We start from the raw sequence: 26,739 nt of genomic DNA, 5'->3' as shown, positions 1-26,739 counted from the left end.
TTTATTTAATTGAATTTTAATCTCTTTAGAGCAAAGACCAACAAACAGACCATTGCATTTTATAATATCGAAAACTTATTTGATATTTATAAAGATGATTTAACGCGTGATGATGACTTTGCGCCAACTTCTGAAAAACGATGGACCATCAAACGTTACAAAAACAAGTTACGCAAAATTGGCTATGCAATTTCCAATATTGGAAGAAAAGAAACCAATACACATCCAGCAATTATTGGATTAGCTGAAGTTGAAAACGAAGCAGTTTTAAAAGATTTAATTGCTTCAAAACACCTTAAAGAATATCCTTACCAATTTGTGCATTACGATAGTAAGGACGAACGTGGTATTGATGTTGCTTTTATCTATGACAGCAAAAAATTTAAAGTGTCAACCTCTGAAGTTTTTACTTTTAGTTTTAAAGATGACGATGGGTCACCAGATTACACTAGAGATATTTTATTGGTTTCTGGAGCCTTTTTAGGCGAACCAATTCACTTTTTAGTCAACCATTGGCCATCAAGACGAAGTGGAGAACATAAACGCATTACTGCCTCAAACCATTTACAGTCTATTATAAGTACATTAAAAAATAGTTTACCTAATGCTAAAATAGTTGTAATGGGAGATTTTAATGATAACCCTTCTGATATTAGTGTTGATCAATTAACAACAAATCAAGGTTTATTTAACCCAATGGAAACCTTATTATCTATAGATAGAGGTACAACAAGTCATCATTCTGAATGGAATTTATTTGACCAAATAATAATAACACACAATTTTTTAAAACGACATTCTAACAAACTTCGCTTTGTTAAAGCAGATATTTATGATGCTGATTTTTTAAAACAATCAGACGGAAAGTATAAAGGCACACCATATCGTACTTATGTTGGAAAAAAATATAAAGGTGGTTATAGTGATCATTTTCCGGTCTATATGATATTGAATATAAAATAAAAAAGGCTTGCAATTGCAAGCCTTTTTTTATGTAAAATATTAAATCAAGCCAAAACATCAATTATTAAAAAAGCGAAATACTGATTATATTTCATAGTATAAAAAAGGTGGCTTACTATCTGTAAAATCCAATAAATGAGCGACTTATATTAAATTTTAAAAGCAAAACCTTTTTTAAAAACGTAACTTCTACTATATTAGTAATATAACAGCAAAAAGAATGAACCAATAAGGTTTTTCTTACGTATATTACAATAAAGTCATCTTAATTTCTCATGAAACTAATTATGAAAAAAGAAATACTTGCGTTATTAATTTTAATAACTTCTTGTGGAAGTGTAAAACAATACTGTCCTAGTGACACCTATACTAGTAAAGGAACATTAACTTATAAATCAAAAAAATATATTGTTAGAAATACAGCTGATACTTTAAAAATCAGGTTTGTAAAAATTGAGAACTTTAACTTAGGAGAGCAATATAATTTTAAAATAAGACGGTTTTACACCAATGAGTGTTTGAATGATTATAGTGAAGTCCTTCAAATAAAAGAATTAGAAAAAAAATAAAAATGGCTTGCAATTGCAAGCCATTTTAAATATTAAATCACTGTTTTACTATTTCCCTAACATCAATAACTCGTTACAAACTACTTCTGTAATGTAACGCTTCATACCATCTTTGTCTTCCCAAGTTCTAGTAGTTAGCTTCCCTTCTATTGCAACTTCTTTTCCTTTAGCAACATACTTTTCAATAATATCTGCAGTTTTTCCCCAAGCTACTATATTATGCCAATCTGTTTTGGTTTGTTTTGTTCCATTAGCATCTTTGTAACTCTCGTTTGTAGCTAAAGAGAATTTTGCTAATTTTTTTCCTGATTCTAAATTAATGATTTCTGGATCTTGTCCAAGGTTACCAATTAACTGTACTTTGTTTCTTAACGTATTCATAAGATAAGGTTTTTATTATATCAAATTTCATTAGTTCTATTTGACACTGCAAACATAAAACAGCATCCAAATTTTAGTCGGTTGTTACGCATTTAATGTCGATTGTAAACGTTTGTTGTCGTTTGTAAACGAATAATGTGTATATTGTAAGGCATCTATATACAAAGAGGGACAAGAAAACATAATAAGTTAATGAAGCGATGATTACGCTTTTTTTTTGGAAGTAATAAGACCTTTAATCCACGATTGAAATTCCACCTTTCGGAAACACAGAGCGTGAGCATCTTGCCGAATAAATCAAATTAAAGGTTGCACTTATTTCAATTAACGTGTTGCACTTGTTAATGTTTCTCAGTTGAGATAACTCTAACTATACGGTCAAAACCGATGCTATTCCTTTGCTTTTGGCTTAGGAACAGAAACTTTTAGAACATCGTCTAAAGTTCCGTTTATTTTTAAAGCCTTGTCTTTTGGTTTAGGCTTTTGTTGTTCTTTATTCATGAAATGTTAAATAATTGTTATAAATGTATTACATGAAAAAATGACAGTTTATATACAAGAAAAGGAACGTTTTTAAGCGCTCCTTTTTCTTTTTTATAATTGTTTAATAAATTTAAAGTCCGTCGACGCCTCTAGTATTAACGCCATCTCTGCCAAGATTTTTCATATTCAAAAAGTTTAATTTTTAAGTGTTAATTATTGTAAATATATAAAAATATACTACATATGTGTATGTAAAACAATTTTTATGCCGTTTTATTATCCTCAATCCATATTTTACATATTTTTTCATAATACATCCAACTGTCTGGATATTCTTTTTGTCGAAAATCTATGTAATTCCTTAAAACATTATAATAACTTACAAATAAAGACTTAAAAGCTTTTTTAATTATTTCTCTATCAATATGGTCTGTTTCTATCATAGTGGCTATATTTTCAAAATAATTTAGAGTTTGAACAAGATAACTTCTTTCTTTTTGATGTTTTTGCAAATAATCTGCAAAATCCTCTATTTTAGTCATGTTTTCTAATTCCTTCTGTCTTGCTGGTGTTTTTAACATCACTCTAACCGTATTTACACAATCTCTCATATTAGGGTTCGTCCATTGTGATATTATCTCATATGTATATTTAGCCCTTAAAAGATCAGTGTTTTTTCTCTGCGTATTTATTTGATATTCTAAACTAAACGAATGATATAATAGTGTTAATGTTGCAGTGATTCCAGCTATATATATAATAACTTCTCTTACTCCAAAATAAATGTCATAATAATTAAGAACTGAAAATAGTATTACCCCCACTAATAACATCAATATTATACCAATCCAAACGTATTTAATTTTATAATTTATTTTTACCTCGTGTTTCATATCTTTAGTTTAACACTAAGTTAATGATTAATTCAAGTTAGTCAAAGATTTATAGCTTAAAACACTCTCGGCTTCTACTAAAAAATTATCAAATCGCTCGCGACTAGATAAATGACGAGTATTAAACCTCGCTGCATACTCATCTAAATAACGCTCTAAATGCTTCTCACTTACTTGGTGATAAACACCATACAAACCACGCTTTAAAACGCTCCAAAAGTTCTCAATAGTATTAGTATGTACAGAACCTTCAACGTATATATTTAAAGAGTGCTTAACGTTATCGTGAGTGTAATATTTATTTAACTTTCTGTACGCATGTGCTTCATCTGAATATATAGTAGCGTTTTTTGGAACGTGTGTCGTCACAAAATCTACCATATTTTGAGTTGTTTCTCCAGATACATGCTTTAAAGCTACTTTACCGTTACGTTCAATAATACCTATAACCGTTTTCTTTGGCACAAATACTTTACCCTCGTTAGTTAAGTGTTTATGCTCTTGCGAACGTTTTTTGTTTAAATGCTTGTTTCCTTCTTTACCACCAATATATGTAGCATCAGATTCTACTACATTATTTTCTCCCAACATTTGCGGTGATTTCTCCTTTAGCATTTCTCTAATTCTGTGTAATACAAACCATGCAGTTTTTTGAGTGATTCCTAAATCAATTCCTAATTGCACAGATGAAATACCTTTTTTTGAGAAGTAGCCAACCATATAGAAGCAAACCAGATTCTAAAAGGAATTTTAGAACCATGAAATATAGTCCCAACTTTTACAGTAAACTTTTTATAACATTCGTTGTTAGCGCATTTATGACCTCTATTCGTTTTATACGTGCGCTCACTACCACAATGAGGACAAACAACGTTTCCATTCCAACGTGTCTGCTCATAGTAAGCTATACAAGTATCTTCATCCTTGAAATAGTCTAATAATTGAGGTAGTGATTTAAAATTCATAATCTTTGGTTTTAATTATAATACAAATATATTCGAATATATTGACATATAAAAATATTAATACAATTATTTCCGAATATTTTTGTAGTTTTGTAATATGACTACATACAAAGAGAGAAAAGAAAACCAGTATAATTTCGTGCTTCTTAAAAACGGAATAGTATTAGGTACGTTCGGAAACCTAAAAAAGATTACTGAATTTGTAAAAGATGAGGATTTTCCAAGTTATTGGACTTTGGTAAGAAAAAAAGAATTTCCAATAGAGTTAACAGATTTTCAGATATTTAAGGTAAAACATTATTAATTTTTTACATTTGTTTAAAACGATGTCTTTCCTTGTAAAGAATAATTTGTTGATAAGGTGTTAATAAAACTCTTTTTTACTTAACTAGAATCGTTAAAAATTTACTAACTCGCTGATTATCAATGAGTTCTTACTTAATTAGAATAGTTAAATAATATGTCCGACAATTGGTTAAACAGAGCTGTAGGTCTATTAGACCAAAGCCTAAGCCCTATTCCAAACGAATTAAATGAACTTGATTGGAAAGAAAAATTATCTCCTAACAAAGAAAAGTTAAAACAGCATTTAATAGCTATGTCTAATCTTCCTAGAGGAGGCTATCTTGTTTTTGGAATTAGAGATAATGATGCTAAAATAATAGGTATTGAGCAAGAAGATGCTTCTAAAATTATAGATCAGTTAGCAAGTATTGGAAGAGATGCTGTCGAGCCTCCAATAGGAATAGAGCATCGTTTAGCGTCTTATTCAGGTAAGGTTTTGCTTTTCATTTATATTAAAGAAAGTCTTTCAAAGCCTTCTCATGAGAGAGGGAAATCATTAGAACAAACCTATATTAGGTCAGGAGGAACAACCAGAACAGCGTCAAGACAAGAGATAGGTTCATTAATGTTGAATAGTAAATCTCCACAGTTTGAAGAATTACATTGCTCAAGACTATTAAGTGATGTTGATGTTCTTAGTCTTTTAGACTATAAATCAATTGCAGAACTTTTAGAATATAGACTTCCAGAAAATAAGATAGAAATTTTGAATTGGATGCAAGATGAAAAGCTAATTAAATCTATTGACGACAGTGGTTATTATGTAACAAACTTTGGCGCATTAGCTTGTGCAAAAAATCTTGAACAATTCCAATCTCTATCAAGGAAAGCTGTTAGACTTATTAAATATAAGGGCAAAAACAAAACTGAAACCGAAAGAGAGTGGACAGGGAATAAAGGATACGCTATTAGATTTAAAGATTTGATACAGTTTACTATGGATAAGCTACCAAGTAGTGAAATAATCGAGAAAGCCTTAAGAAAAACTACATCTATATACCCAGAAATAGCTATTAGAGAATTAGTTGCAAATGCGCTTGTTCATCAGGATTTCAGCATAAGAGGCACAAGTCCAATGATTGAGATTTTTGAAGACAGAATAGAAATATCTAATCCTGGAAAACTTTTACCAACAAAAAAACTAGATAGACTTATAGGTACTACTCCAGAATCTAGAAACGAATTTCTTGCTAAATCATTTAGACAATATGGTATCTGTGAAGAGAGAGGGTCAGGGTTTCAAAAATCCGTTATGGCAATAGAATTATATGGGCTTCCTCCACTTAAATTCATTGAAGGAACCAATTCTTTTAAGGTTATTATGTATAGCCCTAGAAAGTTTTCAGAAATGAGCCAAGAAGAAAGAATAGAGTCTGTTTATCAGCACAGTGTAATTCAATTTTTGTCTAATGGCTCCTTGACTAACAAGTCTTTAAGAGAAAGGCTTAGAATGACTACTCATCAAAGACCACAAATATCATTGCTAATAAAACAAGCGATAGATTTAGGAAGAATTAAACTAGAAGACCCTAACAATCAATCTACTAAGTTTGCTAAGTATGTACCCTATTGGGCTGTTTAGTTTTTTAACTTGTAGAATTAATTAAACCATAAACTAATCGGTCATTTGTCCCTCAATGTATATAGATGCCTATTGTAAGAAATTAAATAAAAATGAAAAACCTAGCAATCATAGTGCTTATTGTAGCTTTTACAAGTTGTAAAGCACAAACCAATACATTAAAGTTTGAAGATGGAATGACATCTCCAAAAGCTGATTTATCTCAAGTAAGTTGGATGGAAGGTCACTGGAAAGGTGAAGCTTTTGGAGGAATTACAGAAGAAATATGGAGTCCTCCACTTGGCGATTCTATGATGTTTAGCTTTAAATTAGTTAGCGATGGAAAGGTTGTTTTTTACGAACTTGGTGGTATTAGAGAAGTAGACGACACTCTTATTTTTCAACTTAAACACTTTGGAAACGACTTTAAAGGTTGGGAAGAAAAAGACGAAACTGTAGATGCTAAGTTGATTAAAATTGAAGATAACAGAGCCTATTTTGATCAGTTTACTTTTGAAAAAATAAGCGATACAGAAATTAATATTTACGTAGTTATTGAAGAAGAAGGTACAACAGAAGAAGTAAAATTTAATTACAAAAAACAATAATGACAATTAACATAGAAACCGAAAGATTAATCCTTCGTGAGCTTAGAAGTACTGATTTAAAAGGTATGTTTGAACTTGATTCCAACCCAAAAGTACACAGATATTTAGGTAATAAACCTATTAAAACAATAGATGAAGCTAAAAAAATAATTGACAATGTAAAACAACAATATGTAGATCGTGGTATTGGTAGATTTGCAGTTGTCGAAAAAACTTCTGGTGACTTTATAGGTTGGTCAGGAATACGATTAAATACAGAATATAACATGAATGGCTTTACCAAATATTACGACATTGGCTACAGGTTAATTGAACGTTTTTGGAATAAAGGCTATGCAACAGAATCAGGAAAAGCAGCTGTAGACTATGCATTTAACGTCATGAAACTACCTGAAATTTATGGAACTACAGAAATAGGAAATGAAGCATCACACAATGCACTTTTAAAAATAGGACTAACTTATGAAGAAGACTTTTACTTTGAAGAAGAAAAACTAGACTTACGTTGGTACTCAATTAAAAACCCAAATAAATAAATTATGACTAAAACTTGTCCAGAATGTGGAGATAAAATAGTAGGACGCATAGATAAAAAATTCTGTAGTGATGGTTGTAGGAATGCCCATAACAATAAGGTTAACAAAGACGGAAAAAACCTAATTAGAAACATTAATAACCGCTTACGTAAAAATTGGCGCATTTTAGAAAGTTTAAACCCTGACCAAAAAACGAAGACAACCAAAACTAAATTAGAAGCCAAAGGTTTCGATTTTAATTACTTTACTAGTGTTTATACAACTAAAGCTGGAACTATATATTACTTTGTTTACGATCAAGGGTATTTACCTTTGGATAACGATTTTTATGCACTTGTAAAACGTCAATAAAATGAGATACATATTATTATTATCATTGCTTTTAAGTTTAAGCTGTAACAATAAAACAGAAAATAAAAATACTACTAAAACAGATGAAGTAAATGTAACTTCAATACCGCTTGACAAAAAAAAAGCCAATTACTTATATCATTTTGCTTATGATTGTGTGGATCAAGAGTACCCAAATAAGTTAGGTCAAGTTTTGGGTGACAATAGCTATTTAAAAACACCTCAAGAATTACATCCTGCGTTTTATGGTTGTTTTGATTGGCACAGTTCTGTACATGGTCATTGGACATTAGTTAATCTGCTTAAAGACTTTCCAGAATTTAAGCAACGTGATGCTATTTTAGCAAAGCTAAAATTGACTTTAACTAAAGACAATATTTTAAAAGAAATCCAATACTTTGATGACAAATATAACAGTACTTTTGAGCGTACTTATGGTTGGGCTTGGCTACTAAAACTAGCCGAAAGTTTAAATGAATGGAACACACCAGAAGGTAAAGAATTTGCTAAAAACCTAGAGCCTTTAACACAGCTTATTGAAGGTAAGTGCATCAAATTTTTTAATAAATTAAACTATCCAATACGTGTTGGAGAGCATCCAAATACTGCTTTTGGGATGAGTTTTGCTTTAGATTATGCTAAAAAATACAGCCCAAAATTAGAGCAAGTAATTATTAAAAGAGCAAAACTGTTTTATCTAAAAGATGAAGGTTGCCCAATAACTTGGGAACCTGGAGGCTTTGATTTTCTATCACCTTGTTTACAAGAAGCCTCTTTAATGGCAAAAGTATTACCAAAAGAAGAGTACGTAAAATGGTTAGATGCCTTTTTACCTGACTTTAAAAACAACCCTTCAAAATTTATAAACACAGTGGAAGTCGTTGATAAATCTGATGGAAAGATGGCACATTTAGATGGACTTAATTTTAGTCGTGCTTGGTGTTTGTATGAAATGGGACAAATTTTAAACAACCAAAAAATGATTGCTTTAGCAAATACACACTTTAATGCTAGTTATAACAAAATGGACACTGGAGAATATGCTGGAGCACATTGGCTAGCCTCTTTTGCTTTGTATGCTTTAAAAGCTGGTAAGTAATAGTTGTAACTAATTTTTAATTTGTAATACTAATAAAGTAATAACCTAAACGATTATTATGACCACACCAATCATTATAACTCTTGCTGTTTGCGCTTTTGCTATTGTAGCATTTTTAATCTATTACTTTAGTCCTAAAGTTATTATGTTAAGAAGACTAAAAAACCTACAACACCAACGTATTAGTAGTTTAAAAACCAATACCTATTCTAAGATTGAAGGTAATGCACTTAATATTGAAGACGCTTTAATCGCACCTTTAAGCAAGCGTAAGTGTGTGTTTTATAAAATGAAAATTGAAAAAAAAGTAAGTAGTGGTAAAAATTCTTACTGGAAAACAATGGTAGATGAAGAGCAAATACAAGATTTTTTTATAGAACAAACAGGAGAACGCGTAGTTGTTTTACCAACTAAAGTCCCAAAAAACTACTATGATTATTTAATTACAGACGAAAAAACAAATTCTGGAACTTGGAATGATCCTACACCAGAATTTAAAAAACTATTAAAGTATTATAATATTGAATCTGAAGGTTTGTTTGGCTTTAACAAACAACTTCGTTATAGCGAAGCAATTGTAGAAGTTGGAGAACGTATTACAGTTGCTGGATATGTCAAATGGATTAAACTAGATAATCCTGTTAAGGATTATAACTACTCAAGTGTAGCTTCTATTACAGCAAAAGACAAAGACAAAATTTTAATTACAGATAGTCCTGATGCGTTACGACCTAAGCATGGTCGTGTATAACTATTTCCAGTTTTGACCTTTTAACTGCATGGCAGCTTTTAAAATATCTTTTTGGCTAATTTGACCTACTAATTTACCATCCACAACAATAGGAAAACGTCTACGTTTGGTCTGTAAAAATTTATTAGCTGCATCAAAAACATTAAGATTTCCATCAATAGTTTCTACATTTTTAACCATATGTTGTTCAACACTATTATTTTGAGATGGCATATTGTAATATCTGCTTTCGCTAATTTGTTTGATACAATCACCTTCAGAAATTATACCTATTAATTCATTTTTATCATTAACAACTGGACCTCCAGAAATTTTATGCTTTATTAAGGTATCAATAACCTCATCTACACTTTGGGTTACTTTAAAAGTTATTAAATCTCTTGTCATATAATCACTAACTTTTAAGGATTGATTTGTATCTGCTTGTAATTGTCCTTTTCTTGATCCTTCAAAACTTTTAATTCCCATACCTTTCTATTTTTAGTTCAACTAAAGTTACTGATTTTTAATTAGTTATCCTAAATCAATAAAGCATCTAATATTTTACTACTTTTATAACGACCAATTAAACCTTCCAAAAATGCTAAAAAAAGCAATTGCTCTTCTAATTATTTGTGCTGCAATTTATTCTAGTTTTGATGCGCTTTTACCTAATACAATCTCAAATTTAGAGACGCCTTTAAATCAATTTTCTACAGATAGAGCATTAATACAGCTTGCAGAAATTTCAAAGAAACCACATTATACTGGAAGTGAAGAAAGCACAAAAGTTAGAAACTATATTGTTTCAGAATTACAAAAATTAGGCTTACAAACGCAGCTTCAAGAAGGTTATACCATTAGTAAATGGGGGAATTTAGCTAAACCTATTAATATTTTAGCACGAATAAAAGGAACAGAAAACACTAAAGCTTTAATGCTATTAACGCATTACGATAGTAATCCACATAGTGCAATTGGAGCAAGTGATGCTGGTTCTGGAGTTGTTACTATTTTAGAAGGATTACGTGCTTTTTTAAGCAATGGTAAGCAACCTAAAAATGATATTATTATTGGTATTACAGATGCTGAAGAATTAGGTTTAAATGGAGCAGATTTATTTGTTAACCAACATGAATGGGCAAAAGATGTTGGTTTAGTTTTAAATTTTGAAGCACGAGGTAGTGGTGGCCCAAGTTATATGTTAATTGAAACTAATGGAGGAAATGCTAACTTAATGAAAGAGTTTGTAGCAGCAAACCCAGAGTTTCCTGTAGCAAACTCTTTAGCTTATAGTATTTATAAAATGCTACCAAACGATACGGATTTAACGGTTTTTAGACGCGATGGAGATATTGATGGTTTTAACTTTGCTTTTATCGATGATCATTTTGATTACCACACAGCACTTGACAACTATGCAAGATTAGACAGAAATACTTTAGAGCATCAAGGGACTTATATTATGCCTTTATTGCATCATTTTAGTAAAACTGATTTAGCAACAATTAAAAGCATTGAAGATTATATTTATTTTAATATTCCTTTTTTTAAAACTGTGATTTACCCATTTAGTTGGATTATACCAATGTTATTATTAGCAATAGGATTATTTATTGGTTTATTAATTTATGGTTTTAGAAACAGAAAACTACAATTAAAAGATGTTGGTAAAGGCTTTTCCGCTTTTATATTCAGTTTAATTTTTTGCGGACTGGTTGGGTTTTTGGGCTGGAAATTTATTAATATATTATATCCTAAATATGCCGAAATCCTTCAAGGATTTACTTATAATGGTCATACTTATATTTGGTTGTTTGTACTACTTAGTTTAGGTATCTGTTTTCTATTATATAGTAAAGTTTACAAAGTCACTAATACAGTTAGTTTAATAGTTGCTCCACTAACTTTTTGGCTAATTATTTGTACTGCAATTGCTTTGCAATTAAAAGGTGCTAGCTTTTTTATTATTCCTGTTTATTTTGGTTTATTAGCATTCTTTATAATGCTTAGACAAAAACAGCCTAACCTAATATTGATGGCTGTTTTATGTATTCCGGTTTTGTTTATCCTATCTCCTTTAGTTAAAATGTTTCCTGTTGGATTAGGTTTAAAAATGTTAGTAGTTAGTGCTATTTTTGTGACTTTAATTTTTGGGCTTTGTTTACCAGTTTTCGGTTTCTTAAAACATAAAAAACGTTGGAGTTACTTGTTGTTTTTATTTGGGATTATTGCCTTTTTTACAGCGCATTTTAATTCTAGTTTTATGCCTGACACTCCTAAACCTAATAGTTTAGTTTATACTTTAAACACAGATACAAACTCTGCTTTTTGGGCAACTTATGACAAAGTTTTAGACACTTATACTACAAATTTTTTAGGAGAGTCACCAAGTATAGCTACAGCATTAAACAAAGATACTTTTGGAAGTAAATATGCTTCAGGCTTTACTTATGCATCAAATGCACCTATAAAAGCCATTCCAAAACCAAAAATTGAAATCTCTAATGATACCATTATTGGTAATACACGTTTTTTTAATATTTGTATTATGCCTCAAAGAGCAGTGCAACGCATGGAAGTGTTTTCAGATTCAACCAATCTTTTTAAATCCTTTAAAATTAATGGTGTAGATGCTTATCGAGCTGAAGGAGATTCGTTAGTTTTTAACAACCGAAAGAAAAATAGGTTGTTTAGTTATTTTGTTAGTAAAAACGAAATGCTTGACTTACAAATTAGTGTCCCAAAAAATCAAAAAACAAGTTTGCAATTATTTGAAGCCTCGTTTGATTTGTTAAACAATCCGTTGTTTAGTATACCTCCAAGATCTAATAATATGATACCAAAAGGGTTTATATTAAATGATGCTGTTATTGTAAAAAAAACAATAACTATCCAATAAAGTTTATATGACACATTAATTAATACTATTTTAAGACTTTAAGTCAACTATTTTTTTAGTTTTGAAACAATTAAATTTTAAAAAAATGAAGAATATATTTTACTTATTACTTTTTTGTTTCAGTTTTAGTGCTGTTGCACAGAACAATGACGCTTTAGTTAAACATTATGAAGCTTATTATAAACAAATGAAAACTCAAGGAGATGTTCAAGGTGTGATTAATGCACTAACACATCTTAATGTTTTAAAACCATCTCAAGCTAGAAAAGACACCTTAGCTTATGTTTATTTAAATGACGGAAAATTTACTCAAGCATTAAATACTATTGGTATTGAATTTAAATCTTCTGATTCTGATATTGCTTTAGAAGTAAAAGCTGTTGCTTTAAAATCTTTAGGAGAAATAGAACGATCTTTACCTTTTTACAAAGCTATTTATGATAAATCTCAAAACACTCAAGTTGCCTATGAGTTAGCTGAAATAAATCTAAATTTAAACAAGCTTATAGAAGCTAAAAAATATGTTGACTTAGGATTAGCACAAGTAAAAGATACGCAAGGGAAAAGTTTTTATGAAACCCAGCAACCCTATACAGTGTCATTAAAAGCCGCTTTTTATTATCTAGACGCTTTGGTTAAGTTTAACCAAAACAAAGAAACAAATGTAAATGCTGCCTTATTGCTTCTTGATAAAGCTTTGGCAATAGAGCCTAATTTTAATATGGCATTTCTTGCAAAAAATGCTTTATCGTCTCAACAACCAAGTACAGAAACAAAAAATTAAAATTTAGTATTAAATAAAAAAGCCTTCCAAATTGGAAGGCTTTTTTATTTAATGTTGTTGGTTTCTACCAAATTCTAACTCTGTCTTCTGGAGCAATATACATGTTATCTCCTTCTTTAATACCAAATGCTTCGTAAAACGAATCAATATTTAATAATGGTTGAACAGCTCTATTCATTCCTGGAGAATGTGGATCTGTTTTAATTCTAGTTTTTAAAGCATCATCACGCATTTTTGTTCTCCACACAGTTGCCCAGCTCATGAAAAAGCGTTGCTCTGCAGTAAAACCATCAATATCTTCTGGTTTACCATCTTTAAAAGTCATTTGTAAAGCATCATAAGCAGCTAAAACACCACCTAAATCTCCAATATTTTCTCCTAAAGTAAAAGCACCATTAATATTTGTTTCTGGCAATACTTCAATAGCACTATATTGATCTGCTAATTTTTTTCCTAAACCTTCAAATTGTTTTAAATCTTCATCTGTCCACCAGTTGTTAAGGTTTCCGTCTTTATCGTATCTAGAACCAGAGTCATCAAAACTATGCGAAATTTCATGTCCGATTACTGCTCCGATTCCTCCATAATTAACAGCGTCATCTGCATTAAAATTATAAAAAGGTGGTTGTAATATTGCAGCTGGAAAAACAATCTCGTTATATGAAGGATTGAAATAAGCATTAACAACTTGAGGAGCCATATACCACTCGCTTTTATCAACAGGTTTTCCTAATTTATTTAAATCATCTTTAAAATTCCAAGCACTAGCATTTAAAGAATTTTGTAGATAAGATCCACCATCTTCAACACTACTTATTTGTAAATCTGAATAATCCTTCCATTTATCAGGATAAGCAATTTTTATTTTTGTTGCTTTTAATTTTTCGATTGCTTTTAATTTAGTTTCTGGACTCATCCAGTCTAACTTGTTTATACGATTTTCAAATGCTAATATTACGTTTTTAATCATTTTTTCTGCTTTTATTTTTGCTTCAGGTGGAAATTTTTTATCAACATATAATTTACCTAAAGCTTCACCAATAGTTCTATTTAAAGATCCTAAAGCACGTTCATCTCTTGCTCTTTGCTTTTTAGAACCATTTAGTTCTTTACCGTAAAACTCCCAGTTAGCAGTTTCTATATCTGTGCTTAAAAAACCTGCTGCACTATTAAACACATCCCATTTTAAATAGGTTTTAATTGCATCAATATTGTCTTCTGCTAATACTTCTTGCAATCTATTAAAATATCCTAAATCACCAATAATAACAGTGTCTAGCTTTTTAACACCAATACCAGATATAAATTTTTTCCAATTTACTGCTGGAACCATTTTTTGTACCTCTTCAATAGATCTTGGATTGTAACGCTTACGTGCATCACGTCTATCTACTTTGTCCATTTTTGCTTCAGCTAATCTAGTTTCAAAAGCTAAAATCTGATTGGCTTGTGCTTGTGCTTCTGCTTCACTATCTCCTAAATACTGTAGCATATTAGTAATAAACGCTACATATTTTTGTCTTTTTTCTTTAGAGTCTTCATCATCTTTTACATAATAATCTCTATCTGGTAAACCTGTACTTCCTCCTCCTAAATATGCAACATTACGATTACTATTTTTTGGGTCAGAACCAACACCAAAACCATATAGACCTCCTCCTCCTTTAGGTTGCATATCTATCATATAATCTTGTATATCTTCTATGTTTTTAATAGCATTAATTTTTGCTAAATATGGTTTAACAGGGTCAATTCCTAGCTTATTACGACCTACAGTATCCATTATAGTTTGGTAATAGTGTACTGCTTTTTCCTGATCAGATCCTGGTAATACTTTAATACTTTCAAGATCTTTATTATCAGACATTGCAGCTTTCAAGATACCTAAAGCATCTGCATCTGTTTTTTTACGTAGTTCTTGGAAACTTCCCCAAGTAGATTGGTCATCTGGGATTTCGTTGTTTTCTAACCATTTTCCGTTTACGTATTTAAAGAAATCTTCTTTAGCTTCTACAGTTTTATCCATATAGTCTAAATTAATTCCAGGTACGACTTCTAATTGTGCAGTTGGTTGTGATGTTTTGTCTTCTTTACATCCTAAGATGGTCAAACATCCAATCACACCAATTACAGTAGTTTTTTTAAGATTGATTTTCATATTAATAGTGTTTATATAAGCGAATTTATTTTTTTGAAGATATAAAAAAAGCACCTATATACTGAGTACATGGTGCTTTATTTAAGTTTAAATTAACAATTAATTAACAATTAACTTTTTAGTAGTTTTTCCTAAACTTGTTTCTAAATTTAAAAAATAAACACCATTAGAATAGTTGCTTAAATCTAGTTGATAAGTATTATTATTTGTTTTAACATGACTTTTTTGATATATAATTTTACCTGTTACATCAAAAACATTGACATTAAATGTTTGATTAATTTTAGTCTTTATATTAAATAATCCTTTTGAAGGGTTTGGATATACTAAAAAACTATTTGTATTAAATTGATCAACACTTAAAACATTTCCTCTTACTACAAAATCATCTATAATTGCTCCTTCTTCTACAACAGATTGATCGGAATGGAATACAATTCTAAACATTATACTTGTTTCTGAATTAAAAGGGGTCAAATTATAAATATACTCTGTTAAAGTAGCATTTGTTCCAGTCCATTGCGCTCCTGGACAATTAAAACACGTGTTGTTTTCTCCTGTAGCTGTACTACTATTATACCAATTTGGATCTGATGCAGTTCCTAAAACGGTCCATGTTAACCCTTGATCTAGGGTATATTCTACATAAACAATATCCCAATTTAATTCAAGTTCAAAAGCCATATCAAACTTAAGTTCAGGATTTGCCAACTGTGTTAAATCATAACATTCTGACACTAAATAACTTTTAGTATTATTAGCATGATCTCCTAACAAATTTGTTCCATATACTTGGTTATTAAGGTTGTTATTAGGATTATTTAAAACAGCTCCATTTGGTATTCCTCTAGTCCAGTATTGTGTTGTTTCACCTTCATCAAAAACTAATAATTCTTCTTGTGGTGTTTCAAAAGTATTAACTAATTGTACTGTTCCAGTATCATTAGCATTTATCAAACTTTGTTCAGAATTATTATTTATTGAATAGGCATCATTTGCTGTTGTGCTACTTACTTCAAAGGTGTGCTGACCTTTAGATAATGAAAACTGAGGTAATGTTACAGTTGTTGTAGCTGTTGAAGCTAAACTTCCTGTCCAATTAAATGCATTAGGAGTACCATCTATTAGATATGTAAAATCTACTGAAGTTATTGTACTAACTCCATTATTTTCAATTTCTACATTAGGTGTTATGTTTGTATTACAATCTATAGCTGTACTTATTCCACTAACTGCTACTAATTTTACATCTGTAGATGCTAATTCTGTTGGAATAGTAGATTGCCAGATACCTCTACCATAAGTTGCAGCAGTAATTTTATTATCTGTAATATTAATTTCTAAATCTCTAACTGTAACATTTGGTAAGCCTATATTAAACAATTCCCATGTTAATGTATCATCATCATATCTATAAACGCCTAAACTAGTTCCTAAAAACAAAGGGTTTTTAGAGTGTAAATTTTGATGTTTAATGCTATTTTTACTTACACTAGGTAGTCCTGATGATATGTTAGTAAAATTGTTTCCGCCATCAATAGATTGATATACTTGTCCATTAGAGCCAGAAGTTGTTACGTAAATAATATTATTGTTTAAATTATTAACTTCTATAGATGTGATATTGGAACTAAAAGTTTCGACTTGATTAAAAGTTGAACCTGAATCTACACTTTTATTTAATCCATTTCCTAATGCTAAATAAATATTAGCAGGATTTATTTCATCTATTTCAATAACATCAATTGTAGATCCAAAAGAAGATGAAACTGCTACCCAATTATTATTTTGTAGTTTGTATAGGGCATTATAACCTGAATACAATTGACTATCACTAGACATTGAAAGAGGTGTTATCCAGTTTCCGTTTTCTCCTGCTGGATTTGCAATACTTCCATTTAAAGACGCTCCAGCTGTTGTAGAATAATATAATCCACCACCAGATTGTATAAAACCGTAATATAAATTAGAATTTGCTGGGTCTATAGCTGTATCCATTCCATCTGCTCCATAATAGTTTTGCCATTGCCCATTATTATAGGCATGACCACCATTATCTTGTAATCCTCCAACCATTTTATCAGAGCTTTGTTTAGATACAGCAATACGATAAAACTGACCAATTTGCATTCCAGCTGTTAAGTCCGTAAAGCTACTTCCACCATTAGAAGATTTATAAAAACCTCCATCTGTACCAGCAAATAACTCGCCATTAAAAAACCTTAAAAAATGAATATCTGCATGTGTATAGGCAGATGAAAAAGGAGCTGACCAACTATTTAATTTAGTAAAAGTACTTGAATTACCAGATACAATACCTTTCCAGATATTTAAAACACCAGTATATATTTCATTTTCATTAGTATCTGAAACAGCAAATGCCATATCATACCAAGTTTGAGTAGATTCAAATATATCTCCATTTGAAGCTACAGAAGCAACTTCTGTAAACGTAATACCAGAATTTATTGATTTATAAACTGCTTTAAATGAGCTATTGTTAGTTGCTGCTAAAGCATAAACCACATTAGGGTTTGCAGGAGTAACATCTATAACATATCTAGACACGTCACTTAATGGTAATCCAGAAGCAGCAGTAGTATATTGAGTATAAGTATTTCCTGCGTCTATAGATTTCCAGAAACGATTTGAAGATACAGCATAAATTGTATTAGAATCTCCTGGTTTTATTTTTATATCTCTAATGTTTTGACCTTGTGTCCCATTAGTATTACTCCAATTATTTCCAGCATCTGTTGTTTTATAAATCCCATTATTAGTAGCTACCCATAATGTATTAGAGTCATTTGGATCCATATAAATATCGTTCATGGAATCTGGTGAATTAGCTGGATTAAGACCTGTAGTATTCCAAGTTAATCCACCATCAATAGACTTCATAACACCAACGCTATAAGAGTCACCAGCATCATCATCTCCTGTGGCAATGTATATTATATTTGAATTATTTTTATCTATTGCAATTCCTGAAACACCAATTTGAGGTAAATCATCTGTTGTAGTATTCCAAGTTAGTCCTGCATCTGTAGATTTCCATAAACCACCAGCTGGTGCTCCTGCATAAACTGTTGTAGAAGTATTTGGATCTTGAACAACCACATTAACCCTTCCTTGTCCAGAAGACCATGATCCAGTGTTAGAATGTGTAAATGGTCCTACTGGGACCCAATTACTTTCATCTACTAAAACACTACTACTTCTTTGGTTGTTTTCTAGACCTTTTACTTCAAGATAAGTATTCCATAACTCTAAAGACGTTGGTAATGTACCATCTTCTTTTACAAAATTAGACCAATAGGCTTCCCATCTTTTAAAGGGTTTATAGCCACTACCTTTTACATTAGGATCTCTTGTATCCCAATAGGTGTTAAAAGCATCTACTAATTCTTGAAATTTAACTGGGTTTGTGCTTGTCCTTGATTCTGCGTTTAAAGAACTCATCCAAGGTGCATCTTGATTAAATTGAGCATAAGTTATTGTGCCAAATAACACAAAAACTAAGATTAATAATTTTTTCATTTTAGCTTTCTTTTATTTCAAAAATAGTGTTTTTATGCTAAATCTCTGATGAATTAACAAAAACATCGACAAAATACATAGGGTAGTACGGTTATTCTACTGCTTTTTCATTTTTAGCTTAAGTATACTGTCGGTTTTTTTCTTTAAACTTACTACCTCTTTTACATTGTCATTTGGAATTGCAATGGATAACACATAATGTTTTACTTTCCAACCTTCATTAGTGTGTTGTAAAACACCAGATCCTCTACATAATTCCATTTGAGTGTCAAGTAACTCGTCAAACCAAACTATTTTTTGGTTTTCAGAGACATAAATATTTCTCTCTAATGCTTTAAAACTCCAAGCTTTTCCTTTATCAAAATAAGGTTTTGAAAAATCTTTAAAGTTATCTATCTGCCAATTTTCTGTAGCATCTGTACCTATAAAAACACCATCTTTTGTCATTAAATTAAAATAATCTTCAAAATTTGCATTTGCAGCTGCTTTATGCCAATTATCAATATTAATATTAACTTCTTTTTTAATTGAAGCAACGTCTGTTTTCTGTTCTTTTTCTTTACAAGAAAAAACAACTAGAAAGCAACAAACATAAACATTTAACAACTTCATCTTAATAGGGTTTTATAATAACTTGACTATCTTTTTCTACCTTCTTATTGATTTGTAAATTTAAATTAGAAAGCGCCACAAAAACGTCTTGTATAGATTGTAATTTTTCGTTTTTAGTACTTGTAATTAAACTTTCAATTTCATGAAATTTATACAGCATTGTTTTTAAAACTAGTACTCTTGCTTTAACAGGCTCAGAATTAATAGCTTCTGGAATTGTGTTTTCAAAATCTTTTAGAGATGAATTAAACACATCTATATCTGTATTAAAAAAAGTAAAGTCTGCAGTTTTAAGATTCTCTATACCATTTACAATATTTAAATACGCTTGCCAGTTAGATATTACTGTATTAGTTTTTGAGTCTAAACCAATGTCTTTAAAATTAATCTTAGAAACTTCTTTTGGGGTTAATTTTAAAGAATCTGAAACTTTACTTTTAACTTCTTGGTTTGTATTTGTTGTATCATTTTTACAAGCGGTAAATAATAATGTTATAAATAATAAAAACTTAAAAAATCTCATAATAAATACTAAATGTTTGATACACAAATATATTAGTTTAAAGAGTTAAATTTTCCCAAAACTTAAAATTGTTTATCTTTTACTATTATAAAAATTTAATTGATAAATTCTCAAAATGTTATTACTTTTGAACACATATTTTATGCATAATTCAAAAAAATGAGTAAAAAAATATTAATTATTGGTGCAGGTGGTCAAATTGGTTCTGAACTTACTTATAAGTTAAGGTCAATTTATGGTCAACAAAATGTAATAGCTAGTGATTTAAATTATAACAATTTAGAGCTTGTAAATTCTGGTACTTTTGAGATTATTGATGCTATGGATTATGCTTCAATAAAAATATGCTGCGAAAAACATGATATAGACACTATCTATCTTATGGCAGCAATATTAAGTGCTACAGGAGAAAAATATCCTATGAAAGCTTGGGATTTAAATATGCAATCTCTATTTCATATTTTAAATTTAGCTAAAGCTAAAGCTATTAAAAAAGTATTCTGGCCATCAAGTATTGCTGTTTTTGGACCTACAACTCCAACAGAAAACACACCTCAGCATACTACTATGGAACCAACAACCGTTTATGGAATTACTAAACAAGTTGGAGAGCGTTGGTGTGAATATTATCATGAAAAATATGGTGTAGATGTAAGAAGTTTACGCTATCCAGGAATTATTAGTTGGAAAACATTACCAGGAGGAGGTACAACAGATTATGCTGTAGAAATCTATCATGAAGCAATAAAACATAAAAAATACGAATGCTTTTTAAGCGAAAACACTGCACTTCCAATGATGTATATGGAAGATGCTATTAAAGCTACAGTTAATTTAATGTCTGCTGATGCTGAAAAAGTAAAAATTAGATCGTCTTATAATTTATCCGGAATTAGTTTTACACCTAAACAAATTGCTGCGTCTATAAAAAAACAAATTCCAGAATTTGAAATTTCTTATAAACCAGATTTTAGACAAGATATTGCTAACTCTTGGCCAAGTAGTATTGATGATACCAAAGCAAGAAAAGATTGGGATTGGAAACACCAATTTGATTTGGATGGTATAACTAAAGATATGTTAAGCAACCTAGTCTCTAAAACGAAGTAATAGCTACAATTTAGAATTAAACTCTAATGCTTTTGTTACCCAAAAATCTAAATCTGTTTCTGCATCAAATCCATCTGGAGTAATAAATAAAAAACCTCTCATGACTTTGCCTGTAAAGTCCATATTGGTACTTCCTTTTCTAAAAATAAGATTATCGTGTTCAATCCTACCTATTCTTACCATCAATCTATCAAGATTTGTTTTTTTGTCAATATCTATTCCAATACACATTTTATGGTTTACCATAAAAATTAATCCACCCATCATTTTCTTTTCGTCAGTTAGATTTGCCTTTTCAAGCCTTTTTCTAACACGATCAACCAAGTAGTCACTATAAGCCATGATTTGATATTTTTATTAAATAATAACCATTGATTTTTAGAATATATTAATCTAATTCTTCAAGTAAATTGATGGCTTTTTGGTAATTAAAATAATTTTTATTCTGAGCAATTAATTTCAAGGCTAGAATGGCTTTATCTCTATTTCCTTGTTTTAAATAAATAAGAGCTCTAAACCAATAAGACTTATGTTGATCTAATGTATTGCTATGTTCTAGTTCTTCTAAATACTCTAGAGCTTGATCATATCTTTTAAGCTCAGAGTTAGTTAATGCTAAATATAATTTAAGACTTGGATTTTGATTTTGACTATTTTCTTCAATAGATTCAAATAAACTTATAGCTTGATCATATTTTTTTGCTTTAAATAAATTCTCAGCATTAGCTAGTTGATTAATTTCATCATTTTTTAACGAAAAAGATGGAAGGTCATTAGTTGTATAGTAAGAAGAGTATAAGTCTTGGGTGGATTTTTGTTCTTTAAACAAATATCCAGAAAAAAAGATTAAACCTATTGCAGCTATTGAAGATGCGTAAATTAAAATTCGTTTTAAAGATTTAGACTGATTATGTTTTTTCTTGAACTCAATTTCAGATTTTCTTACTTTTTCTGAAAAAATATTTATGTCATTGTTTCTAAATAAAGTAACAGCTTCTTTAAGTTTATTAGAGTCCTTATTAAAAAGCAACCAATCATCAGGACTATAAATAACTTCCATTTTCTTTAGGATAGTAACGGTATCTTTTAATTCAATATCATTCAATAACTTGTTTTCAAAAGTCAGCAACTCCTCATTTGTCATCTCATTATTGAGATAATTATAAATCTGTTTGTAGGCATTGTTATCTAATTCCATTTTTATTTTAATTTGGAAAATCTATTATCTTTTTTTATTAATTGTGTAAGCTTGGTTTTGCATTTAAAAACACGTTGTCTAGCTACTAATTGAGATGAGTAATCATACTTTTTTACAATTTCTTTATACGATTTTTTTTCAAAAACCATTTTCAATATCTCTTTACATTGGGATGACAGAAGTTCAAATTTTTCTTTATACAATTCCCATTGGCTATGCTCTAAATAAAAGGCTGCTAAATCAAGCTCTTCACTAACTAGAGGTATTGTATCTATATTTGTTACCCTTTTTTTAGAATTTTCTCTTTTCCATAAGTTTTTACAAACCGTAAAAAAGTAATTATTAAAGGATTGCACCTTAATTTCTTTGGCTTTAAGTTTTACGTACAAAATAATTAAAGCGTTATGAAACACATCTTCGGCATCCTTTTCTGTACCATCTCTACTAGTAATATAATGCTTAACGTACTGAAACGAATTTTTATAAATACTATTAAGTGTTTTTTGGTCTCCTTTTAAAAACAGACGAATAAAATCATCGTTTTGCATATAGGTTTTTTAGTTGGTGGTTAATTAGTAAGTGAAGATAATTTAAAATTAATGGGTAACAAAATTTAAGGTTTTACTCTTAATTATGAATTAATTAAAAATAGGTGACATCCGAAAAGCCTAAATATAATAGAGTAGGAACTAATCAAATAAACCTTTTAATTATGAAAAAAATTATTTTTATTCTATTCCTAATAGGAAACTTAACGTACGGTCAAGAGTTTCCTAATATCGGATTTGAAAACACATCATGTGTTAATGATTGTACCGACCCAAATAATGGACAAATGTCTTGTGTAAATGGATGGTGGGAAGATATTGTTCAAGGTGTTGTACCATTAAAAAACATAAACTGTGATCCAAATCTTGTTTGTAGTGGCAATAACTCTATATATTTAGTGTCTACTTCAGGAGCTCCAGGTTCTTCAATTAGGACTACTAACCCATTCTTTGGGTTAAATTCAACTAATGGCTTTACAATAGACCTAACAGTTAACCGCTCTTCTAATGGAGCATCTAATGGTGTTGTAAAGGTTGTTGGTAGACATGCAGGTCAATTTAATTGGGATGTTGTTGGACAAGCTGGACCAAATAGTAGTGATGTTTGTGAAGATATTAGTATTATTTTAGATCCAAGTGTTGTTGATTATGAAGAGCTATCTTTTGTTGCTTGTACTGCAACAGGAACATGTCATGGAGGTGTTGGTAATTATATCGTAGTTGACGATATAAGAGTAGGTAAGCCAATTGTAGAAATAAGTGATGATTGTGGTTTAGCGACAATAAGTATTAACTCTAATTTGAATATTGAAGAGTTTTTTGTTGAAATTATTGATAGTAATGGTAATGATATTACGGATTTATTTAACCAAACTGGAGATCCATTGACACATGAATTTGAAAATGAAGGAACTTATACCTTTAATGTGTTTATTATTCATACAGTAAATGGACAATCTGAATTTATCATTTATGAATTAACACATACAATTGTTTTTGGGCCTGAATGCTGTGACGATATTGATACAAACTTTACTTTAGATTACTATTGCCATGATGGTGTATACGATGTTATAGCAACAACCTTAGACCAAAATCAAAATCAAGGATGGGAATTATGGGAAACTAGTGTAGAAGGTTCTACAAATGGAAATGATATTATAGCTTTAATAGATAGTCAATACTCATGGCAACCACCAGGATTAACTACTGTAACATTTACAGATTTAGATCCTAATAAATTTTATTTCATAAAACATGGTATTTGGGAAGATCATTGTGATTGGAGAGAAACTAGAATTGCATTAGACAGAGACTGTTGCATAGATGACCCAGTAATTATTCCATATTGCGAAGACCCTTGTGCTTTAGATTCTTTTCCATTAAAGGTAAAGGGTAAAGACGGAAATATAATAACCATTTTAGATGGTGCCACATTTAGCTGGACTAATACCACAACTGGTGCTAATAGTAGTAATGATATTGTAATAGCAGCTGAATTTGATCATTGGTTCTTAACATTAACAATGCCAGATGGTTGTATCTATAACTTAGAATACAAGTTAATCTGTTGTGAAGATGATATTCAATTAGAGGCTTACGAATGTCCTACTAGCCAAGATATTGCAGCTTTAGAAGCGCAATTGCAAAGTAGAAAATCAACATTAGATAAGAAGACTTATGATAAGTATTCAAACTATCTAAATGCATTTAAAGGTGGTGGTTCTGCAGAAGATTGTGATCCTTGTGAAAGTGGTCTTTTCATTATTAGAGTAGTTGATGGTAATGGCAATTTAGTGACAAATTTTACGTCAATAACTTGGAGTGATGGGCTCTACACTAATCAAAATATTCGTTGGGGAGAAATAAATACGACGTATTCAGTAACTGTTGTTGTACCAGCATCTAACGGTATAGATACTTGTACATATACTGATGAAATCATATATGAGTGTAAAGACGATTGTACAGTAACTGCACCAACTAATCTTCAAAATAATGGAGCAACATTAAGTTGGGACCCAGTACCTGGTGCTGTTTCTTACATTATAAGCTCTCCAAGTCAAATAAAAATAAAATGTTGTATAACAGGTGTATCAATAGCTCCACAGTCTACAACAAATACATTTTTTACATTATCATCTAACTTACAAAGTCGTTGTTTTGTATGGCAAGTAACTGCAGTTTGTGCAGATGGTTCATTATCACCTGTATCAAATCAATCATGTCATTTACCTAGTCAAATAAATAATGATGGTGGTGGAGTAAAAGATAAAGTCTCTATTTATCCTAATCCAAATCAAGGTAAAATGACTGTCAAAGTTGAATTATCTGATGATTCTGATATAGAATTAAATGTATATAAATTTGATGGTACTTTAATTAAAACAATTAAAAACGTTAAAACAGAAAATACAATTCTAAGCTTAGATTTACAATTAAATTTACCTAGTGGATTATATTTCTTTAACTTTAAAACAAATGAAGGACCTATTACCAAAAGAGTAATAATAGAATAAACATTAAGCAAGAGAATTCCGGTCTGTTTTACCAGACCGGAATTTTTATTTACCTAGACAAAATTAATTTAAACTTAAAGACATGAAAAAAATAGCAAAACTACTTTTGGCAGTAATAATATTATTTGTCAATAGTTGTCAAAAAGATTCTATATATATAGAAGATATTAATAATACAAAAACTACAAATCAACAAAATAAAGGCTTTAATAATTCCGGTTATAATGAATTAATTATTTTATATCCAGATGGAACCACAGATATAGAAAAACAACAAAAACGAATAGAATATGGAGTAGAAAATTATAAACAATGTAAATGTGCAGACGAAAATCTAGAGTTGTGGGTTTTTTCTAGCGGAAATTCTGGAAATATAAATATTGAAGAAAAAAAAGAAACTGCTAAAGTTGATGAAGAAATTGAAAGTGTTGGTTTAAATAATACAATATCTATCCAACAAGATCAATTTATATCTGCATCACAAACTGGAATATTAGATACTGCTATCACAAAAATTGTCCAATCTAATACTGGTATTACTGTTGCAGTACTAGATACAGGAGTTGATTACAATTATAATGGTTTTACGTCTCCTTTTTTATACAATAGTGGACCTGATGCTTGTGACGATAATAATTACAAAGAAAAATTTGGATGGAATTTTGTAGAAAACAACAATAACCCTTTTGACAATTATCCTGGTAAACACGGTACAATTGTTACTAATATTATTACTTCAAATCTTAAAAACAATAATATCCAACATCAAATACTACCAGTAAAAATTGCAAATGCTAATGGAAACATTAAATATTTTGATGCATTATGTGGGTTTAAATACGCTATTAAAAAAGAAAATGTAAAAATTGTAAATATGAGTTTTGGATGGTATTCTGAAAACTTTGAATTACTTCAAGAGTTTATCCAAGAGGTTGAAAACACTATTTTAGTCGTTTGCTCTGCTGGAAACCAATATCTTAATAATGATATAATCCCTCATTATCCTTCATCTTACGAGTCAGAAAATATTTTAGCTATGGCTGGTTTAGAAGAAACAGCTTCAATAGGATTCATAAATTCTAATCCAAATCTAGCTTACTTTTCTAATTATGGTAATAATTCAGTGGATTTAGCAGCTGCAAGTGAAAATATCCCATTCGCATATAATAACCAAATATTTTACGTTAATGGTACATCTTTTTCAACAGCTTATGGTTCGTTTTTTAGTGCTCTAAATTATCAAAACGGAATGACAGCACCAGCTTTAAAAAACCAAGTTATAATGAACAGTGTCTTTTCTCAAAACTTACAAGACATCAAATATTCTAAGCATATATTAAATAATTAATAGCTAAAGTTTA

General features: G+C 30.0%; 26 protein-coding genes. 14 read left to right on the top strand and 12 right to left on the bottom strand.

Going from position 1 to position 26,739, the window contains the following annotated elements; translation table 11 throughout:
* The first annotated feature begins 9 nt into the window (after positions 1-9).
* Positions 10-963 carry an endonuclease/exonuclease/phosphatase family protein gene (locus SJY17_RS04805; RefSeq protein ID WP_397364348.1) on the top strand — a complete coding sequence of 318 codons (954 nt, stop codon included), beginning with the start codon at positions 10-12 and terminating at the stop codon, positions 961-963.
* A gap of 287 nt (positions 964-1,250) precedes the next feature.
* Positions 1,251-1,532: a hypothetical protein gene (locus SJY17_RS04800; protein WP_397364347.1), complete on the top strand. Its 282-nt coding sequence runs from the start codon at positions 1,251-1,253 to the stop codon at positions 1,530-1,532.
* Between the two features lie 48 nt (positions 1,533-1,580).
* On the opposite strand, the gene SJY17_RS04795 is transcribed toward SJY17_RS04800, so the two are convergent.
* The 4 genes from SJY17_RS04795 to SJY17_RS04780 all read right to left on the bottom strand — a co-directional run bounded on the left by SJY17_RS04795 (position 1,581) and on the right by SJY17_RS04780 (position 4,254).
* A complete protein-coding gene (locus SJY17_RS04795) occupies positions 1,581-1,913 on the bottom strand; it encodes a single-stranded DNA-binding protein (RefSeq protein ID WP_397364345.1) in 333 nt (110 codons plus the stop codon).
* A 746-nt stretch (positions 1,914-2,659) separates the two neighbouring features.
* Positions 2,660-3,289 carry a DUF4760 domain-containing protein gene (locus SJY17_RS04790; RefSeq protein ID WP_397364344.1) on the bottom strand — a complete coding sequence of 210 codons (630 nt, stop codon included), beginning with the start codon at positions 3,287-3,289 and terminating at the stop codon, positions 2,660-2,662.
* Positions 3,290-3,316: 27 nt separating this feature from the next.
* Positions 3,317-3,973 carry an IS1595 family transposase gene (locus tag SJY17_RS04785; protein ID WP_397364343.1) on the bottom strand — a complete coding sequence of 219 codons (657 nt, stop codon included), beginning with the start codon at positions 3,971-3,973 and terminating at the stop codon, positions 3,317-3,319.
* Positions 3,964-4,254, bottom strand: coding sequence for a transposase (locus tag SJY17_RS04780; protein WP_397364342.1), 291 nt, complete (start codon positions 4,252-4,254; stop codon positions 3,964-3,966). The genes SJY17_RS04785 and SJY17_RS04780 overlap by 10 nt, the downstream gene beginning before the upstream one ends.
* 97 nt (positions 4,255-4,351) lie before the next feature.
* Between SJY17_RS04780 and SJY17_RS04775 the strand changes: the two genes are divergently transcribed.
* The 7 genes from SJY17_RS04775 to SJY17_RS04745 all read left to right on the top strand — a co-directional run bounded on the left by SJY17_RS04775 (position 4,352) and on the right by SJY17_RS04745 (position 9,505).
* Positions 4,352-4,558 carry a hypothetical protein gene (locus tag SJY17_RS04775; protein WP_397364341.1) on the top strand — a complete coding sequence of 69 codons (207 nt, stop codon included), beginning with the start codon at positions 4,352-4,354 and terminating at the stop codon, positions 4,556-4,558.
* A 156-nt stretch (positions 4,559-4,714) separates the two neighbouring features.
* Entirely contained in the window at positions 4,715-6,181 is a 1,467-nt protein-coding gene (locus tag SJY17_RS04770) for an ATP-binding protein (RefSeq protein ID WP_397364340.1), read from the top strand.
* A 92-nt stretch (positions 6,182-6,273) separates the two neighbouring features.
* Positions 6,274-6,768, top strand: coding sequence for a DUF6265 family protein (locus SJY17_RS04765; protein ID WP_397364339.1), 495 nt, complete (start codon positions 6,274-6,276; stop codon positions 6,766-6,768).
* Positions 6,768-7,304, top strand: coding sequence for a GNAT family N-acetyltransferase (locus tag SJY17_RS04760; protein ID WP_397364338.1), 537 nt, complete (start codon positions 6,768-6,770; stop codon positions 7,302-7,304). Before SJY17_RS04765 ends, SJY17_RS04760 begins: the two co-directional genes overlap by 1 nt.
* Before the next feature lie 3 nt (positions 7,305-7,307).
* Positions 7,308-7,655, top strand: coding sequence for a hypothetical protein (locus tag SJY17_RS04755; protein ID WP_397364337.1), 348 nt, complete (start codon positions 7,308-7,310; stop codon positions 7,653-7,655).
* Between the two features lies 1 nt (position 7,656).
* A complete protein-coding gene (locus tag SJY17_RS04750; RefSeq protein ID WP_397364336.1) occupies positions 7,657-8,754 on the top strand; it encodes a DUF2891 domain-containing protein in 1,098 nt (365 codons plus the stop codon).
* Between the two features lie 58 nt (positions 8,755-8,812).
* Positions 8,813-9,505, top strand: coding sequence for a hypothetical protein (locus SJY17_RS04745; RefSeq protein ID WP_397364335.1), 693 nt, complete (start codon positions 8,813-8,815; stop codon positions 9,503-9,505).
* Here SJY17_RS04745 and SJY17_RS04740 read toward each other — a convergent pair whose 3' ends face one another.
* Positions 9,506-9,973 carry a CBS domain-containing protein gene (locus tag SJY17_RS04740; protein ID WP_397364334.1) on the bottom strand — a complete coding sequence of 156 codons (468 nt, stop codon included), beginning with the start codon at positions 9,971-9,973 and terminating at the stop codon, positions 9,506-9,508. It lies immediately after the preceding gene.
* A 112-nt stretch (positions 9,974-10,085) separates the two neighbouring features.
* Between SJY17_RS04740 and SJY17_RS04735 the strand changes: the two genes are divergently transcribed.
* The gene (locus tag SJY17_RS04735; protein WP_397364333.1) at positions 10,086-12,386 is read left to right on the top strand and encodes a M28 family peptidase; all 2,301 of its coding nucleotides are present in this window, start codon (positions 10,086-10,088) and stop codon (positions 12,384-12,386) included.
* Positions 12,387-12,471: 85 nt separating this feature from the next.
* Positions 12,472-13,170: a hypothetical protein gene (locus SJY17_RS04730; protein WP_397364332.1), complete on the top strand. Its 699-nt coding sequence runs from the start codon at positions 12,472-12,474 to the stop codon at positions 13,168-13,170.
* Positions 13,171-13,234: 64 nt separating this feature from the next.
* Here SJY17_RS04730 and SJY17_RS04725 read toward each other — a convergent pair whose 3' ends face one another.
* From SJY17_RS04725 to SJY17_RS04710, 4 genes are all read right to left on the bottom strand, one after another.
* Positions 13,235-15,328 carry a M13 family metallopeptidase gene (locus tag SJY17_RS04725; protein WP_397364331.1) on the bottom strand — a complete coding sequence of 698 codons (2,094 nt, stop codon included), beginning with the start codon at positions 15,326-15,328 and terminating at the stop codon, positions 13,235-13,237.
* Between the two features lie 99 nt (positions 15,329-15,427).
* Positions 15,428-18,868 (bottom strand): T9SS type A sorting domain-containing protein, encoded by a 3,441-nt coding sequence (locus SJY17_RS04720; protein WP_397364330.1) that lies wholly within the window; start codon positions 18,866-18,868, stop codon positions 15,428-15,430.
* Positions 18,869-18,964: 96 nt separating this feature from the next.
* The gene (locus SJY17_RS04715) at positions 18,965-19,480 is read right to left on the bottom strand and encodes a nuclear transport factor 2 family protein (protein WP_397364329.1); all 516 of its coding nucleotides are present in this window, start codon (positions 19,478-19,480) and stop codon (positions 18,965-18,967) included.
* A gap of 1 nt (position 19,481) precedes the next feature.
* A complete protein-coding gene (locus tag SJY17_RS04710) occupies positions 19,482-20,003 on the bottom strand; it encodes a hypothetical protein (RefSeq protein ID WP_397364328.1) in 522 nt (173 codons plus the stop codon).
* A gap of 159 nt (positions 20,004-20,162) precedes the next feature.
* On the opposite strand from SJY17_RS04710, the gene SJY17_RS04705 reads away from it, so the two are divergent.
* The gene (locus SJY17_RS04705; RefSeq protein ID WP_397364327.1) at positions 20,163-21,113 is read left to right on the top strand and encodes an NAD-dependent epimerase/dehydratase family protein; all 951 of its coding nucleotides are present in this window, start codon (positions 20,163-20,165) and stop codon (positions 21,111-21,113) included.
* A 3-nt stretch (positions 21,114-21,116) separates the two neighbouring features.
* On the opposite strand, the gene SJY17_RS04700 is transcribed toward SJY17_RS04705, so the two are convergent.
* Genes SJY17_RS04700 through SJY17_RS04690 form a run of 3 tightly spaced genes read right to left on the bottom strand, consistent with a single transcriptional unit; the run spans position 21,117 to position 22,859 of the window.
* Positions 21,117-21,455, bottom strand: coding sequence for a TfoX/Sxy family protein (locus tag SJY17_RS04700; protein WP_397364326.1), 339 nt, complete (start codon positions 21,453-21,455; stop codon positions 21,117-21,119).
* Positions 21,456-21,501: 46 nt separating this feature from the next.
* A complete protein-coding gene (locus SJY17_RS04695; protein ID WP_397364325.1) occupies positions 21,502-22,311 on the bottom strand; it encodes a tetratricopeptide repeat protein in 810 nt (269 codons plus the stop codon).
* Positions 22,312-22,313: 2 nt separating this feature from the next.
* Complete coding sequence (locus SJY17_RS04690) at positions 22,314-22,859, bottom strand: RNA polymerase sigma factor (protein ID WP_397364324.1); 546 nt, start codon at positions 22,857-22,859, stop codon at positions 22,314-22,316.
* Positions 22,860-23,023: 164 nt separating this feature from the next.
* On the opposite strand from SJY17_RS04690, the gene SJY17_RS04685 reads away from it, so the two are divergent.
* Complete coding sequence (locus SJY17_RS04685; RefSeq protein WP_397364323.1) at positions 23,024-25,378, top strand: T9SS type A sorting domain-containing protein; 2,355 nt, start codon at positions 23,024-23,026, stop codon at positions 25,376-25,378.
* 82 nt (positions 25,379-25,460) lie between these two features.
* On the top strand, positions 25,461-26,726 hold the full coding sequence (locus tag SJY17_RS04680) for a S8 family serine peptidase (protein ID WP_397364322.1): 1,266 nt from the start codon (positions 25,461-25,463) through the stop codon (positions 26,724-26,726).
* Positions 26,727-26,739: the final 13 nt, after the last annotated feature.

This window comes from Olleya sp. R77988 (genome assembly GCF_044594215.1).
Taxonomy (GTDB): domain Bacteria; phylum Bacteroidota; class Bacteroidia; order Flavobacteriales; family Flavobacteriaceae; genus Olleya.
The sequence above is the reverse complement of the archived record's forward strand: the minus strand, read 5'-3'. Positions and strand labels throughout refer to the sequence as shown.